This is a genomic window from Hydrogenophaga sp. (assembly GCF_041633695.1).
In the GTDB taxonomy this organism is placed as follows: domain Bacteria; phylum Pseudomonadota; class Gammaproteobacteria; order Burkholderiales; family Burkholderiaceae_C; genus Hydrogenophaga.
In genome coordinates, this window is sequence record NZ_JBFJMY010000075.1 from 1 (window position 1) to 13,674 (window position 13,674).

A 13,674-nucleotide genomic window follows, 5' to 3' on the forward strand; every position below is an offset into this window, starting at 1 on the left:
CCTCAAAACCTTGTTGCCGCCAAGCTTCAAACACCACCACGGCGACCGCGTTGGACAGATTCAGGCTGCGTTGGCCGGGCACCATGGGCAGGCGCAGGCGCTGCGGTTCGGGAAAGTGTTCTCGTATGGGGCTGGGCAGGCCCTGGGTTTCGGAGCCGAACACCAGCCAGTCGCCGGGCTTGAAGCCGGTGTTGTAAACGTTTTTCGTGCCATGGGTGGTCATGGCGAACATGCGTTGCCGATCCGGGTTTTGCGATCGCAGAAACGCCGCCCAGTCCGCGTGGCGGTGCAGTTCGGCGTATTCGTGGTAGTCCAGCCCTGCGCGGCGCATGTGTTTGTCGTCCATCGAAAAGCCCAGCGGCTCGACGAGATGCAGCGTGCAGCCCGTGTTGGCGCTCAACCGGATCACGTTGCCGGTGTTCGGGGGGATTTCGGGTGCGACCAGGACGATATGGAACATGCAGGCAAGGGCAGTATGGCGTGGTCAACGTCGTGCAACAGACCAGTGAGCTGGCCTTGTTTACTCCCCGCTGCCGGCGATGATAACGGCATGCAGGGCCAGATTTCAAATGGACCCTGTCAATGTGGGCAGGTGGGGCCTTGCTATGGGGTTTTGTAGCGCTTACGCGTCAAGTGGCTCGGGGCCCGTCTGACGGCGTGCGAGCGAATACCAGGGCGCTTACCCGGGCCGCGCCGACTTGCAGCAGGGCCTGTGCGGCGGTCTGCAGCGTGGCCCCGGTGGTGGTCACATCGTCCACCAGCAGCACATGGGCTCGCGCGAGGTGGGGTGCGTGGTGTGGTGCTGCCACAAAGGCGCTGCGCAGATTGCGCAGACGCTCGGTGCGCCCGAGGCGGTGTTGGTCCGCCGTTTCACCGATCCGGATCAAGGCGTCGGGCAGTGCGCGTGCCGAGTGCCCACGCGCCACCGTCGCCTGGCCCGTCAAGGCCTTGACCAGCTCCCAGGCTTGGTTGTAACCCCGCTCACCGAGACGCTGTACGGTGAGCGGAATGGGGGCGATCAGGTCGCAAAGGCCGAGCAGTTGTTGTGCCGAGGGCAATTGCCACATCATCCGGGCGAACGGTTCGCACCATCCCGGTTCGTCCCGGAACTTGAAGCGGGCCAGCAGGCCGTCCCAGGGATAGGCGTAGTCCACCGCCACCACGCAGCTCTCAATGGCCGGCATGGCGGCTTGGGTCAAACACGCCCCGCAGCGCGCGCCCGGTTCGACCGTGGGCGCTGCGCATTGCGGGCAACGCGGACCGGTGCCGGAAAACCGGATTTCGCAGCCTGGGCAAACCGGCTGTGCCGGCCAGCACCCACACACCTGGCAGGTGCTGGGCAGGTCTTTCAAGGGCGATGTCCAAGCCGAAAACATGGTGCCAATATACTGGCACGAGGCAGTCGCCCCCTCCCTTCCCCCGTGCACACCCCCACTTGAAAAACGATCCCGAAAGCCCCGCCAAAGTCCCTGGTCTGTACGCTGTGGCGGCCCACCGCTGGCAGGCCATGGCGCCTGCACAAAGCCCTTGGCTGCACGAGGAAGTGGCCTCGCGCATGGTCGAGCGATTGCAATGGTTCCGCCAAAAGCCCGGCAGTTGGTTGCACTGGGAGCCTTTGTCGGGCGGTGTGCAGGCGCACCGGCGTTTGCGCGAGCTGATGTCCGAGGCGGTGTGCCATGTCGCGGCCCAGCGCTTGCCGCAGGCCTTGCAGGCCACGCGCGAAGCACCGGCGCCGAGCTGGAATCCCCTGCGCTGGGGACAAGCCAGATCGCCGGCCGCAGCCGACGACGACACCCGGGTGGACATGTTGTGGGCCAATATGGGTCTGCACCACGAGCCCGAGCCCCAGGTTTTGCTGCAGCGTTGGTACCGTCAAATCAAGGTGCAGGGCTTTCTGATGTTTTCTTGCCTGGGGCCCGACAGCTTGCGCGAATTGCGCGCCGTTTTTGCCAGCGAGGGTTGGCCCGCACCATCCCATGCTTTTACCGACATGCACGACTGGGGCGATATGCTGGTGCACAGCGGTTTTGCCGAGCCGGTCATGGACATGGAGCGGATCCAGCTGTCCTACAGCACCGCCCAGGCCTTGCTGGACGAGTTGCGTGGACTGGGCCGCAACCTGAACGAAAACCGCTTTGCGGGCTTGCGCGCGCGGCGCTGGCACGCCCATTTGTGCCGTGCGCTGGAGTCTGGCCTGCCCCGCGCCGACGACGGTCGGCTGCTGCTGACTTTTGAGATCGTGTACGGCCATGCGTTCAAGCCCGTACCCCGGGTGCGCATGGCTTCGAACAGCGCGGTTTCCGTCGACGACATGCGCGACATGTTGCGCTCAGGACGGCCCTGACGGCCGGGCTTTTGCGCGCATGGACCGGGTATCGCGGGCGCCGATCCGGGCGCCGCACCCTGTTTCGCCTGTTCTCGCCGCGCCGCTTCGGGAAAATGGGTCTGCCTCGCCGGTACAATTGACCTAAATCAAGCCCTCTCAAGAGGATTTCTGTGAGCGCGCAACCGCCTATGGACGTGTTGCGGTTCTGGTCTGAGCGGAGGGCGGTTGTGAGTGCATCCCACCCTGTCTACCGTTTGGCGCGTGTGTCTGCCGATGGAATGGCTTGGCCCATGCGGCGCAACTGGCGCGTTGCGCGGTGAATCGCCCCTGAATGGGTGCGTGTGGAGCGCGGAGAAACCGGTGCTTGCCTGATCGAAGTTCGAGCGGGTGGGCGTTCGGTGCGGGCAGGGCGGCTTGTGCGGTCCGATCTGAGACCTGATCTGGTCAGGAAAATACGCCTGGCCTTGCGCGGCGGTGGATGTGGGAGCGGCTCCTGAAAGAGCCGCTCGGGAAAAAGTTTGTTCTAATTGGCATTGATATAAATCAATACTTATATTTGAGGCGCTTAAAGTGAGTACGACGAAAAAATCAGGTGATTCCATGCACAACCGGCTGGCAATGCTCCGTGACGCAGGCGCCACGCTCGTGCTGGGCGCGGGCGTTCTGGTCAGCACCACGGTCCACGCAGTGGTCAACGACCTGCCCGGAGGTCCGGCGGTCAACCAGCTCAACTTTGCGCCGCCAGTGACCAAGATTGCAGAAGAGCAGCACTGGTTGCACTGGTTCATGATGGCCTTGTGCGCCGTGATCTTTGTGATCGTGTTCGGCGTGATGTTCTATTCCATCCTCAAGCACCGCAAGTCGGTCGGTCACAAAGCGCAAGAGCTGGCCGAACCGATCTGGGTGGAACTGGGCTGGACCATCGTCCCCCTGCTCATCGTCATCGGCATGGCGCTGCCCGCCACCAAGGTGCTGGTGGCCCAGAAAGACACGACCAACAGCGACCTGACCATCAAGGCCACGGGCATGCAGTGGAAGTGGGGCTACGACTACATCAAAGGCGAAGGCGAGGGCATTGGCTTCTTGTCGACGCTGGACACCGCCCAGCGCGAAATGTCCAACAGCGGCAAGCCCGCCGACACCGACGACTACCTGCTCAAGGTCGACCACCCGCTGGTGGTGCCGGTCAACAAGAAGATCCGCATCATCACCACCGCCAACGACGTGATCCATGCCTTCATGGTGCCGTCCTTCGGCATCAAGCAAGATGCGATTCCCGGCTTTGTGCGCGACACCTGGTTCCGTGCCGAAAAAACCGGCGACTTCTATGGCCAGTGCGCCGAGCTGTGCGGCAAGGAACACGCCTACATGCCCATCCACGTCAAAGTGGTGAGCGCCGAGGAATACACCGCATGGGTGGGTGAGCAGCACAAGGCCATGGCCGCCGCCGCCGACGATCCTGCCAAAGTGTGGAATCTGGCCGACCTCGTCAAGCGTGGTGAGTCCGTCTACGCGGCGAATTGCGCTGCCTGCCACCAGGCCAATGGCAAGGGCGCAGGCCCCATCAAGCCGCTGGACGGATCGGCGATCGTGACCGACGCCGACAAGGGCAAGATGATCAACGTGGTGCTCAACGGCGCCGCTGGTGGTGCCATGCCTGCGTGGAAGAGCTTGTCCGACACCGAGCTGGCTGCGGTCATGACCTTCGCCAAGAACAACTGGTCGAACAAAACCGAACAAATCGTGCAACCGGCCGACGTGGTGGCAGCGCGCCCCTGAGCCGCGTGAATTGAATACAGAATCCTAAGGAAAAGACCATGAGTGCAGTTCTTGATCCCCATGACGCTCACGCGCACGACGACCACGATCACCACGCGCCCGCCGGCTGGCGCCGCTGGGTGTACGCCACCAACCACAAAGACATCGGCACGCTGTACCTGTTGTTCGCCTTCACCATGCTCATGGTGGGCGGTGTGCTGGCGCTGCTGATCCGCGCGGAGTTGTTCCAGCCCGGCCTGCAACTGGTCAACCCCGGCCTGTTCAACCAGCTCACCACCATGCACGGCCTGATCATGGTGTTCGGCGCCATCATGCCGGCCTTCGTGGGCTTTGCGAACTGGATGATCCCGCTGCAGATCGGCGCGGGCGACATGGCTTTCGCGCGCATGAACAACTTCAGCTTCTGGCTGTTGATTCCAGCCGCTTTGATGCTGGTGGGTTCGTTCTTCATGCCCGGTGGCGCCCCTGCGGCTGGCTGGACGCTGTATGCGCCCCTGACACTGCAAATGGGCCCTTCGATGGACGCCGGCATTTTTGCCATGCACATCATGGGTGCCAGCTCGATCATGGGATCGATCAACATCATCGTGACCATCCTCAACATGCGCGCCCCTGGCATGACGCTGATGAAGATGCCGATGTTCTGCTGGACCTGGCTCATCACCGCCTACCTGCTGATCGCCGTGATGCCGGTGCTGGCTGGCGCCATCACCATGACGCTGACCGACTGCCACTTTGGCACCAGCTTCTTCAACCCCGCCGGCGGCGGTGACCCGGTGATGTACCAGCACATCTTCTGGTTCTTCGGCCACCCCGAGGTCTACATCATGATCTTGCCGGCCTTCGGCATCGTCAGCCAGGTCGTGCCCGCTTTTGCGCGCAAGAAGTTGTTCGGTTACGCATCCATGGTGTACGCCACCGGCTCCATCGCCATCCTGTCGTTTGTCGTGTGGGCACACCACATGTTCACCACCGGTATGCCGGTCACCGGTCAGCTGTTCTTCATGTACTCGACCATGTTGATCGCCGTGCCCACGGGCGTGAAGATCTTCAACTGGATCGCCACCATGTGGAAGGGCTCGATGACCTTCGAAACCCCCATGCTGTGGGCTGTGGGCTTCATTTTCGTGTTCACCATGGGCGGCTTCACCGGCCTGATCCTGTCGGTGGCCCCGATCGATACTCAGATGCAGGACACCTACTACGTGGTGGCCCACTTCCACTACGTGTTGGTGGCGGGCTCGCTGTTCGCCATGTTCTCCGGCATCTACTACTGGCTGCCCAAGTGGACCGGCGTGATGTACAGCGAAGCGCGCGGCAAGTGGCATTTCTGGATGTCGATGATTTTCTTCAACATCACCTTCTTCCCGATGCACTTCCTGGGCCTGGCCGGCATGCCACGCCGTTACGCCGACTACCCCATGCAGTTCGCCGACTTCAACATGATCGCTTCGATCGGCGCCTTCGGTTTTGGTCTGTCGCAGGTCTATTTCTTCCTGGCCGTGGCCTTGCCGGCCATGCGCGGCCAGGGTACCAAGGCGGTGCAAAAGCCTTGGGAAGGTGCCGAGGGCCTGGAATGGGAAGTGCCGTCGCCGGCGCCCTTCCACACCTTTGAGACCCCACCCAAGCTGGACGCCACCGCGACCAAGATCATCGCCTGAGTCTTTTCGGATCAACGCCCACGTTCATCGACCACTCTTTTTTGCCGACCATGACAAACGAACAAAAGAAAAACAACCTGCGCCTGGCTTGGGTCCTGGCCTCGGTCGCCTTTGTGTTTTTTGCCGGGTTCATGGGCAAGATGGTGTTGTTCGGCGGCTGAGCCGGACCGGACCACGAGCACGGAGTTCAGTCGGATGGGATTGCGTCACGAAAACTTCAAGATGGTGGGCAAGCTCGGCGTCATCGCGCTGGCCATGTTCGGTTTCGGCTACGCGCTGGTACCGGTCTACAAAGCCATCTGCGAAGTCACGGGCATCAACATCCTGTCGTTGACCGAGCAGCAGATTCCGGGCGTGAGTGCGCGTTTGCCAGCGAATACGCAGGTGGACACGTCCCGCACCATCACGGTCGAGTTCGATGTGAACGTGAGTGGGCCTTGGCGTTTCCAACCGGCGGTGCGCTCGTTGGAGGTGCATCCGGGCGAATTGGCCACCGTGATGTACGAGTTCCAGAACGTGCAGAACCGGACCATGGCGGCGCAAGCCATTCCCAGTTACGCGCCCAAGCAGGCGGCGGCGTTCTTCAACAAGCTGGAGTGTTTCTGCTTCTCGCAATACACACTGGCGCCGGGAGAGAAAAAGAGCTGGCCGGTCGCGTTTGTGATCGATCCCCGCCTGTCCAAAGATGTCAAAACCATCACCTTGTCGTACACCTTCTTTGAGGTCGGTGGCAAGGTGCCCTCGGCACCGGCCGATGTGGCTTTGACGGACAAAAAGGCCGGAGCGGTATGAACACGCCACTGCATCGGCGCCAAGGTTCCTGGCTGGGTACGGTCAAGGCCGTGCTCTGGGGCTTTCTCGGCGTGCGCCGGCAGGCGGATTACCAGAAAGACATTGCCAAGCTCAACCCCCTGCACATCATCGCGGTGGGTGTGGTCATGGCCATCTTGTTCGTGCTGATTTTGATCCTGATCGTGAACTGGGTGGTGGCCGCCTGAGGGCCGGGTTTTTTTGAAGCATCGATTTTTGTTTTCAGATATTTGAATCAGCGCATAGCTATTAGGAGCGAGCATGTCAGCAGCAGCACACGGTAAAACGCCGTACTACTTCGTCCCCGGCCCATCGGCCTATCCGGTGTTGGCGTCCATCGGGCTGTTCTTCGTCATTCTGGGTGCAGGCCAATGGGTCAACGGTGCCCAATGGGGCGCCTATTCGCTGGCGCTGGGCATGGTGGGTTGGCTCGCCGTGCTGTTCTTCTGGTTCCGCCAATCGGTGACCGAGAGCGAAGGCGGCCTGTACGGCCACAAGATCGATCTCTCTTTCCGCTGGAGCATGAGCTGGTTCATCTTTTCCGAGGTGATGTTTTTTGGCGCCTTCTTCACCGCGCTGTGGTGGGGTCGCATGCACTCGGTGCCGGCCCTGGGCAGTCTTGAGAATGCGCTGATCTGGCCCGACTTCACCGCCGTCTGGCCCAGCATGCAAGCCGGTGCCACCGCGTCGCCCGCTGGCATCGTGGAGCCGTTCCAGACCATGGGACCGTTCTGGCTGCCCACCATCAACACCGCCTTGTTGTTGACGTCGGGCGTCACGCTGACCATTGCCCACCACGCCCTGCAAGCGGGCAACCGGGCCAAAACCATTGGCTTCATGTGGCTGACCGTGCTGCTGGGCATCACCTTCCTGGGCGTGCAAGGCTACGAATATGCGCACGCTTACAGCGCCTACAACCTCAAGCTGACCTCGGGCATCTTCGGCTCGACCTTCTTCTTGCTCACCGGTTTCCACGGCTTCCACGTGTTTGTGGGCATGCTGATGTTGCTGTTCATCACCCTGCGTTTGCAAAAAGGCCATTTCACGGCCAAGAGCCACTTCGGCTTTGAGGGCGCAGCCTGGTACTGGCACTTTGTGGACGTGGTCTGGCTGGGCTTGTACATCCTGGTGTACTGGCTCTGATCCCAGGGTTTGGCGGCGGGTGTTTCCGCCGGACGCCCCTGACCCCTAAAAAAGCGCCGGTGGGCGCTTTTTTATTGCTGGGCCGCACACCCAGGTGTGCCGATTCCGGGCGCTGTTCTCAACGACCCAATGGCAGACCGGTGGGTTGTATCCAGCCCATGAAGTAGCTGACCAGCACCACCACGAACAGCAGAATGGAAAAGCCGACGCGAAAGGCCAGGGCCCGGGCCATGTGGTTCTTGCGCGGCGCAGCGCTTGCGCCGGGGTCTTGTTGACCGCCGCGCATCATATAAACCAAGGCCGCCGCCAAGCTGCCCAGAATGGCGATGAAGGCCACAATCACAAGGTATTTCATGGATCGATTATCGGATGAACAGCCACTGCTTTGAACATGACAACCGCCTCTGACCGGTTTCGCTTCTGGACCGTGACGGTGGCGGCTTTGCTGACCGCCGCACTCACGGCGTCGCTGGGTGTCTGGCAGCTGTCGCGTGCGGCCCAAAAGCAGGCCATGCAGGCGCGGGTGGAGCAGCAAGCCCGGTTGCCGGCCTGGGACACGGCGACGCTGCTGGCCGCCCAGCATCCTGACGAGGCCTTGTACCGCCCGGTCTCGCTGGATGGCCACTGGGTGGCGGGCAGCAGCGTGTTTCTGGAGAACCGCCAGATGAACAGCCGCAACGGCTTTTTTCTGATCACCGCCTTGCGCCTGAGCGGCAGTGAGCGGGCGGTGCTGGTGCAGCGCGGCTGGGTGCCGCGCGATTTCACCGACCGCACGCACCTGCCCGAGATCGCAACGACGACCGAAGCGGTGCACATACAGGGCCGTTTGGCCGCTGCGCCGGGACGGCTGTTCCAGCTCGGCGAAGCGGGCACCGGTTCGATCCGGCAAAATATCGACATAGCGGCCTATGCCCAAGAAACCGGGATGGCGCTGCTGCCGTTCTCGGTCTTGCAAATCGATCCGCCGTCCGACGGGCTGTTGCGGGATTGGTCCCCCATCACTTTCGACGTTTCCCGCCACTACGGCTACGCTTTTCAATGGTTTGCCTTGTGCGCCCTGGTCGCATTCTTGTATGTCTGGTTTCAAATCATCTCCCCCCGCCGAAAGCGCACAGTCCATGGCCTCCACCCCCGATGAGCCGCTGACGCTCACCGTCCACAGCCTGCCGCAGCTGGATCAGGGCAGCGCCACCCGCGCCGCCAGTACCCGTGCGGGCCGCTGGAAAATGCTGGCGGTGCTGCTGGTGTGTGCGGCGCCCGTCATCGCCTCGTATTTCACCTACTACGTGATCCGGCCCGAGGGTAGGCGCAACTACGGGGAACTGATCCAACCGGTGCGGCCCCTGCCCAGTTGGACCGGCGTGGACGCACAAGGCCAAACCGTGCCCCTGAGCAGCCTGCACAACCAGTGGTTGTTGGTCAGCGTGGCCGACAGCAACTGCGACGCTGCGTGCCAGCAGCATCTGTATCTGCAGCGCCAGTTGCGGGAGACCTTGGGCCGGGAGAAGGACCGGCTGGACTGGGTCTGGCTGCGCACCGGCGACGCCGCCCTGAGCCCGGCGCTGCAAGAGGCCACCGCCGCGGCGCATGTGCTGCAGGTTGATGCCGGCCAGCTGGCCCAGTGGCTGGTGCCTGCGCCGGGCCAGGCGCTGCAAGACCATTTGTACGTGGTCGATCCGCAGGGCAACTGGATGATGCGTTTCCCCGCCCACTTCGATCCCAAGCAGGGCAAGCGCGATCTGGACCGTTTGCTGCGGGCCTCGGCCTCCTGGGACCAGCCGGGTCGCCCCTGACATGAACGCGCCCGCGCTCTACGACTTTGCCCCCGTGGTGCGGCTCATGCTGCTCGGCATTGCGCTGGCGCTGGGCCCGCTGGCCTGGGTCTGGCTGCGCAACCGGCGGGCCATGCCGGCGCACCGCCTGCATATGCTGACCTTGATCACCCTGTTTCTCACGTTTGACCTGGTGCTGTTCGGCGCTTTCACCCGCCTCACCGATTCCGGACTGGGCTGCCCGGACTGGCCGGGCTGCTACGGCAGTGTGAGCCCGGTGGGGGCCAATCTGCACATCGCAGCGGCCCAGCAGGCCATGCCCACCGGGCCGGTCACGTTCTCCAAAGCCTGGGTTGAAATGATCCACCGCTACCTGGCCACCGGGGTGGGCGTTCTGATTCTGGTGTTGGCCTGTGTGAGCTGGCTCGAGCGCAGGCGCCTGCGGGTGTCCCTGGCATGGCCGCTGCTGACCTTGTTCTGGGTCTGCCTGCAGGGCGCCTTTGGCGCGCTCACCGTGACCATGAAACTCTTTCCGGCCATCGTCAGCATGCACTTGCTGGGCGCCATGGTCTTGCTGGCTTTGCTGCGCGTGCAGTCGGCGGGGTACGCGCTGGCCGAACGCGGCCGGGTGCGCCTGGTGACGCTGCACGGCCATTTGCGAACCGGCTTGTGGCTGGTGTTCGCCTTGGTCTGGCTGCAGATCGCTCTGGGCGCCTGGGTCAGTACCAATTACGCGGTACTCGCCTGCACCGAATTCCCCACCTGTCAAGGCAGCTGGTGGCCGCCGATGGACTTCAGCCACGGCTTTGCGCTCTGGCGCCATCTGGGTGTGGACGCGGCGGGTGAGAACATCCCCTTTGCCGCGCTGACCGCCATCCACTACGTGCACCGCCTCTCGGCCTACCTCGTGCTCACCGCTCTGGGCCTGATGGCCTGGCGCTTGTGGCAGGTGCCCGGCATGCGGAGCAGGGCCCACTGGTTGCTCGGCTTGGCCTTGTGGCAACTGGCCAGTGGCCTGAGCAATGTGGTGCTGGACTGGCCCATGGTGGCTGCCTTGGCCCACACCGGCGGCGCCGCTGCGCTGGTGGTGGTGCTGACCGGCGCCCTGGCCACCACCCGGTCCGACCCCGATCCCATGAGCACTTCGCGCTTCAACATTTCCCGACTGTCTCGATTGCCCTGATGAGCACCGCCTCCACCACTTCCCCAGCCGCGCTGCCGCCCACCTGGCGCCAGTTCTATGCCCTGACCAAGCCACGGGTGATCCAGCTCATCGTGTTTTGCGCCTTCATCGGCATGGTGCTGGCCGTGCCGGGGCTGCCTTCCTGGCAGCAGGTGCAACTCGCGGCGGTGGCCTGTTTCGGCATCTGGCTGGTGGCGGGTGCCGCCGCCGCCTTCAATTGTGTGGTGGAACAGCAGATCGACGCCAAGATGCGGCGCACCGCCTGGCGGCCCACCGCCAAGGGCGAGCTTTCCAACACCAAGACGCTCACGTTTTCCGCCGTGCTGTGTGCGGCCGGATCGGCTGTCCTGTACTACGGGGTCAACCCGCTCACCATGTGGCTGACCTTCGCCACCTTCGTGGGTTACGCCGTGGTCTACACCGTCATCCTCAAGCCGCTGACGCCGCAGAACATCGTCATCGGTGGCGCCTCGGGCGCCATGCCGCCGGTGTTGGGCTGGGCCGCCATGACCGGTGTGGTCGCGCCCGAGGCGCTCATCCTGTTCCTCATCATCTTCCTGTGGACGCCACCCCACTTCTGGGCCTTGGCCTTGTACCGGGTGGAGGACTACCGCAAGTCGGGCCTGCCCATGCTGCCGGTCACACACGGTTCGGAATTCACGCGGCTGCAAATCCTGCTCTACACCTTTGTGCTGTTCGCCGCCTGCCTCATGCCCTTTGTCATGCGCATGAGCGGCTGGCTGTATCTGGCGGTGGCGGTGGTCTTGAGCATCGGCTTCTGCGGCTACGCGTTTGCACTCTGGCGCAACTATTCCGATGCGCTGGCGCGCAAGACCTTCCGTTTTTCGCTGATCCATCTTTCGCTGCTGTTTGCTGCGCTCCTGGTGGACCACTATCTTTGACTTCGCCCGCCGCGCTTCGCGCGCCCCCGGGTCAACCACTTTGGAACGTGCTGCCATGAAACGCCGACAACTGATCGCTTGGAGTCTGGGTACGCTGGGTCTCGCCGCCTGCTCGGACAAGGCCGACGCACCCGCTTTCACGGGCATCGACATCACGGGTGCCGACTACGCCACCGGTTTTGCGCTGACCGACCACAACGGGCAGGCCCGCACGCTGGCGGACTTCAAAGGCCAAGTGGTGGTGGTGTTTTTTGGCTTCACGCAGTGTCCCGACGTGTGCCCCACGTCCATGAGCGAGCTGGCCGAGGTTCGGCGCCAACTCGGTGATCAAGGCGACAAGCTGCAAGGAATCTTCATCAGCATCGACCCTGAGCGCGACACGCCCCAGGTGATGAAGGAGTACATGGCCAACTTCGACCCGAGCTTTCTCGCGCTGTACAGCAAGCCCGAAGAACTGCCCGAACTGGCCAAGAGCTTCAAGATCTACTACAAGAAAGTGCCGGGCAACACACCCACCAGCTACAGCATGGACCACTCGGCGGGCAGTTATGTCTACGACACGCAAGGCCGTATACGCCTGTACCACCGCTACGGTACCGGTGTGGAAGGCCTGGTCGCGGACGTGAAGCAGCTGCTCAAGGGCTGATCCATTCCCGCCACCCGCGCGAGATGGCTGCAGACGCTCAGGCGGCGGCCATGGCGTAGCGCTCCAGCAGCACCTGGTTGATGTCCTGACCCGAGGCCTGCTCCAGAAAGTCGGGTACCCCGCCCGAGAACATCACCCGCCCCTGGTGCAACAACACCAGGCGGTCCGCGACGCGGATCTCTTCGCTCAGGTGCGTGGCCCACAGCACGGCCACGCCGTCTTCGCGGCTCAGCCTGCGCACCTGGTCGAGCAGTTGTTGGCGCGAAGACGGATCCAGTCCCACGGTGGCTTCGTCCATGAGCAAGACGCGTGGCTGGTGCAGCAGGGCGCGCAGCAATTCCACTTTGCGGCGGGTGCCGCCCGAGAGGGTGCGCACGGTCTGTGTGGCCTGGCCGTCCAGCCCCAGGCGCGCCAGCCCAGCCGCGATGCGTTCGCGCGCCAGTAACCGGGGCAGGCCGTGCAAATCGGTGTGGAACAGCAGGTTGGCCATCATGCTGAGATCGAGGTCCAGCGCGCTTTGCTGGAACACCACCCCCATGCCTGCCAAGGCGCGCGTGGCGTGGTGGCGCAAGTCGTGCCCCAGCACGGCGATGTCCCCCTGGTCGGCGGTGAACAAACCGGTGAGCAGTTGCAGCAGCGTGGATTTGCCCGCCCCATTGGGACCCAGGAGCGCAACCATTTCACCGGCGCGCAGTTCCAGGCTCACACCAGACAGAGCGGGTTTTCCGCCATAGGCCTTGTGCAGGTTCTGCGCGCTCAAGAGGATGTCGTTCATGCAAGAGCCTTTGGATTTGGAGCGGCCGTGTTGCCCATGGTTGGGCTGCTCGATGGTCGGTTGTCGGTGTGCCTGGCGGCGGGATGCGCACCCGGGTCATGGCGGTTGACCACGACAAACAGGTGGCCCATGGCTTGGGGTAAGCAAACTCCGTTCCAGATTTCCTGGCATTGTTTTTGCCTGTTGGTAGCTGGCAGACCCGAGCCGTGGCGCGGACCGCTTCAACAACAAACAGGAGACAAGCCATGCTTTTGCAGCCCTTCATGCGCCGTGGGCGCGCGTCCTTGCCGCTGGCCGCTGCGGTGTTGGCACTGGCCGCCGCCATGCCGGTCGCCGCCGCTGGCAAGGTGTACGTGTCCAGCGAAAAAGACAACCGCATACAGGTGTTTGACACGCAAGGTCAGCACCTATCGAGCATCGAGGTGTGTCAGCGCCCGCGCCACATGATGTTCAGTGGCGATCACCGCCAGATTTACGTCAGCTGTGGCGACAGCAACGCGCTGGGACTGGTCGATGTGGCGTCCGGCCAGATGACTGGCACGGTGCCACTGGGCGATAGCCCGGAGATTTTTGCCCTGAGCCCAGACGGCAAGACCGTGTTTGTGTCGATCGAAGACGACAACGTGCTGGCCGCCTACGACCTCAAAAGCCACAAGGCACTGTTCACCGTGAAGACC

At 63.0% G+C, this 13,674-nt stretch carries 16 protein-coding genes and 1 pseudogene; 13 read left to right on the top strand and 4 right to left on the bottom strand.

Annotated elements, in window-relative coordinates:
• Together trmL and ABYB95_RS06790 are read right to left on the bottom strand one after the other, a co-directional pair.
• The coding region (trmL, locus tag ABYB95_RS06785; RefSeq protein ID WP_372657720.1) for a tRNA (uridine(34)/cytosine(34)/5-carboxymethylaminomethyluridine(34)-2'-O)-methyltransferase TrmL at positions 1 to 460 on the bottom strand (460 nt) is incomplete at its 3' end.
• A 169-nt stretch (positions 461 to 629) separates the two neighbouring features.
• The gene (locus ABYB95_RS06790; protein ID WP_372657721.1) at positions 630 to 1,184 is read right to left on the bottom strand and encodes a ComF family protein; all 555 of its coding nucleotides are present in this window, start codon (positions 1,182 to 1,184) and stop codon (positions 630 to 632) included.
• A 323-nt stretch (positions 1,185 to 1,507) separates the two neighbouring features.
• Here ABYB95_RS06790 and ABYB95_RS06795 point away from each other — a divergent pair, with 323 nt between their 5' ends.
• From ABYB95_RS06795 to ABYB95_RS06825, 7 genes are all read left to right on the top strand, one after another.
• On the top strand, positions 1,508 to 2,344 hold the full coding sequence (locus ABYB95_RS06795) for a biotin synthase (protein ID WP_372657735.1): 837 nt from the start codon (positions 1,508 to 1,510) through the stop codon (positions 2,342 to 2,344).
• A gap of 600 nt (positions 2,345 to 2,944) precedes the next feature.
• Positions 2,945 to 4,105: a cytochrome c oxidase subunit II gene (coxB, locus tag ABYB95_RS06800; protein WP_372657722.1), complete on the top strand. Its 1,161-nt coding sequence runs from the start codon at positions 2,945 to 2,947 to the stop codon at positions 4,103 to 4,105.
• A gap of 38 nt (positions 4,106 to 4,143) precedes the next feature.
• On the top strand, positions 4,144 to 5,766 hold the full coding sequence (ctaD, locus tag ABYB95_RS06805; RefSeq protein WP_372657723.1) for a cytochrome c oxidase subunit I: 1,623 nt from the start codon (positions 4,144 to 4,146) through the stop codon (positions 5,764 to 5,766).
• Positions 5,767 to 5,816: 50 nt separating this feature from the next.
• Entirely contained in the window at positions 5,817 to 5,927 is a 111-nt protein-coding gene (locus ABYB95_RS06810) for a cytochrome oxidase small assembly protein (protein WP_372657724.1), read from the top strand.
• A 34-nt stretch (positions 5,928 to 5,961) separates the two neighbouring features.
• Positions 5,962 to 6,558 carry a cytochrome c oxidase assembly protein gene (locus ABYB95_RS06815; RefSeq protein ID WP_372657725.1) on the top strand — a complete coding sequence of 199 codons (597 nt, stop codon included), beginning with the start codon at positions 5,962 to 5,964 and terminating at the stop codon, positions 6,556 to 6,558.
• Complete coding sequence (locus ABYB95_RS06820; protein ID WP_372657726.1) at positions 6,555 to 6,764, top strand: DUF2970 domain-containing protein; 210 nt, start codon at positions 6,555 to 6,557, stop codon at positions 6,762 to 6,764. The genes ABYB95_RS06815 and ABYB95_RS06820 overlap by 4 nt, the downstream gene beginning before the upstream one ends.
• Positions 6,765 to 6,837: 73 nt before the next feature.
• Positions 6,838 to 7,719, top strand: coding sequence for a cytochrome c oxidase subunit 3 (locus tag ABYB95_RS06825; protein ID WP_372657727.1), 882 nt, complete (start codon positions 6,838 to 6,840; stop codon positions 7,717 to 7,719).
• 118 nt (positions 7,720 to 7,837) lie between these two features.
• Here ABYB95_RS06825 and ABYB95_RS06830 read toward each other — a convergent pair whose 3' ends face one another.
• Positions 7,838 to 8,074: a twin transmembrane helix small protein gene (locus ABYB95_RS06830; protein WP_372657728.1), complete on the bottom strand. Its 237-nt coding sequence runs from the start codon at positions 8,072 to 8,074 to the stop codon at positions 7,838 to 7,840.
• A 36-nt stretch (positions 8,075 to 8,110) separates the two neighbouring features.
• On the opposite strand from ABYB95_RS06830, the gene ABYB95_RS06835 reads away from it, so the two are divergent.
• From ABYB95_RS06835 to ABYB95_RS06855, 5 genes are read left to right on the top strand one after another with little or no spacing between them, the layout of a single operon-like run.
• Complete coding sequence (locus ABYB95_RS06835; RefSeq protein WP_372657729.1) at positions 8,111 to 8,857, top strand: SURF1 family protein; 747 nt, start codon at positions 8,111 to 8,113, stop codon at positions 8,855 to 8,857.
• Complete coding sequence (locus ABYB95_RS06840) at positions 8,838 to 9,512, top strand: SCO family protein (RefSeq protein ID WP_372657730.1); 675 nt, start codon at positions 8,838 to 8,840, stop codon at positions 9,510 to 9,512. Before ABYB95_RS06835 ends, ABYB95_RS06840 begins: the two co-directional genes overlap by 20 nt.
• A 1-nt stretch (position 9,513) precedes the next feature.
• A complete protein-coding gene (locus ABYB95_RS06845) occupies positions 9,514 to 10,674 on the top strand; it encodes a heme A synthase (protein ID WP_372657731.1) in 1,161 nt (386 codons plus the stop codon).
• Complete coding sequence (gene cyoE / locus ABYB95_RS06850) at positions 10,674 to 11,576, top strand: heme o synthase (RefSeq protein WP_372657732.1); 903 nt, start codon at positions 10,674 to 10,676, stop codon at positions 11,574 to 11,576. Before ABYB95_RS06845 ends, cyoE begins: the two co-directional genes overlap by 1 nt.
• A gap of 55 nt (positions 11,577 to 11,631) precedes the next feature.
• On the top strand, positions 11,632 to 12,222 hold the full coding sequence (locus ABYB95_RS06855; RefSeq protein ID WP_372657733.1) for an SCO family protein: 591 nt from the start codon (positions 11,632 to 11,634) through the stop codon (positions 12,220 to 12,222).
• Between the two features lie 37 nt (positions 12,223 to 12,259).
• Here the strand turns inward: ABYB95_RS06855 and ABYB95_RS06860 are convergent, their stop codons facing one another.
• The gene (locus tag ABYB95_RS06860; RefSeq protein WP_372657734.1) at positions 12,260 to 12,997 is read right to left on the bottom strand and encodes an ATP-binding cassette domain-containing protein; all 738 of its coding nucleotides are present in this window, start codon (positions 12,995 to 12,997) and stop codon (positions 12,260 to 12,262) included.
• 245 nt (positions 12,998 to 13,242) lie between these two features.
• On the opposite strand from ABYB95_RS06860, the pseudogene ABYB95_RS06865 reads away from it, so the two are divergent.
• Positions 13,243 to 13,674: pseudogene (locus tag ABYB95_RS06865) on the top strand (hypothetical protein); the annotation flags it as partial.

Excerpts from the sequence above, each read along its gene's own strand:
- ABYB95_RS06790 (WP_372657721.1), bottom strand. The coding sequence starts at position 1,184 with ATGCCGGCCATTGAGAGCTGCGTGGTGGCGGTGGACTACGCCTATCCC.
- ABYB95_RS06795 (WP_372657735.1), top strand. The coding sequence starts at position 1,508 with ATGGCGCCTGCACAAAGCCCTTGGCTGCACGAGGAAGTGGCCTCGCGC.
- coxB (WP_372657722.1), top strand. The coding sequence starts at position 2,945 with ATGCTCCGTGACGCAGGCGCCACGCTCGTGCTGGGCGCGGGCGTTCTG.
- ctaD (WP_372657723.1), top strand. The coding sequence starts at position 4,144 with ATGAGTGCAGTTCTTGATCCCCATGACGCTCACGCGCACGACGACCAC.
- ABYB95_RS06810 (WP_372657724.1), top strand. The coding sequence starts at position 5,817 with ATGACAAACGAACAAAAGAAAAACAACCTGCGCCTGGCTTGGGTCCTG.
- ABYB95_RS06815 (WP_372657725.1), top strand. The coding sequence starts at position 5,962 with ATGGGATTGCGTCACGAAAACTTCAAGATGGTGGGCAAGCTCGGCGTC.
- ABYB95_RS06820 (WP_372657726.1), top strand. The coding sequence starts at position 6,555 with ATGAACACGCCACTGCATCGGCGCCAAGGTTCCTGGCTGGGTACGGTC.
- ABYB95_RS06825 (WP_372657727.1), top strand. The coding sequence starts at position 6,838 with ATGTCAGCAGCAGCACACGGTAAAACGCCGTACTACTTCGTCCCCGGC.
- ABYB95_RS06830 (WP_372657728.1), bottom strand. The coding sequence starts at position 8,074 with ATGAAATACCTTGTGATTGTGGCCTTCATCGCCATTCTGGGCAGCTTG.
- ABYB95_RS06835 (WP_372657729.1), top strand. The coding sequence starts at position 8,111 with ATGACAACCGCCTCTGACCGGTTTCGCTTCTGGACCGTGACGGTGGCG.
- ABYB95_RS06840 (WP_372657730.1), top strand. The coding sequence starts at position 8,838 with ATGGCCTCCACCCCCGATGAGCCGCTGACGCTCACCGTCCACAGCCTG.
- ABYB95_RS06845 (WP_372657731.1), top strand. The coding sequence starts at position 9,514 with ATGAACGCGCCCGCGCTCTACGACTTTGCCCCCGTGGTGCGGCTCATG.
- cyoE (WP_372657732.1), top strand. The coding sequence starts at position 10,674 with ATGAGCACCGCCTCCACCACTTCCCCAGCCGCGCTGCCGCCCACCTGG.
- ABYB95_RS06855 (WP_372657733.1), top strand. The coding sequence starts at position 11,632 with ATGAAACGCCGACAACTGATCGCTTGGAGTCTGGGTACGCTGGGTCTC.
- ABYB95_RS06860 (WP_372657734.1), bottom strand. The coding sequence starts at position 12,997 with ATGAACGACATCCTCTTGAGCGCGCAGAACCTGCACAAGGCCTATGGC.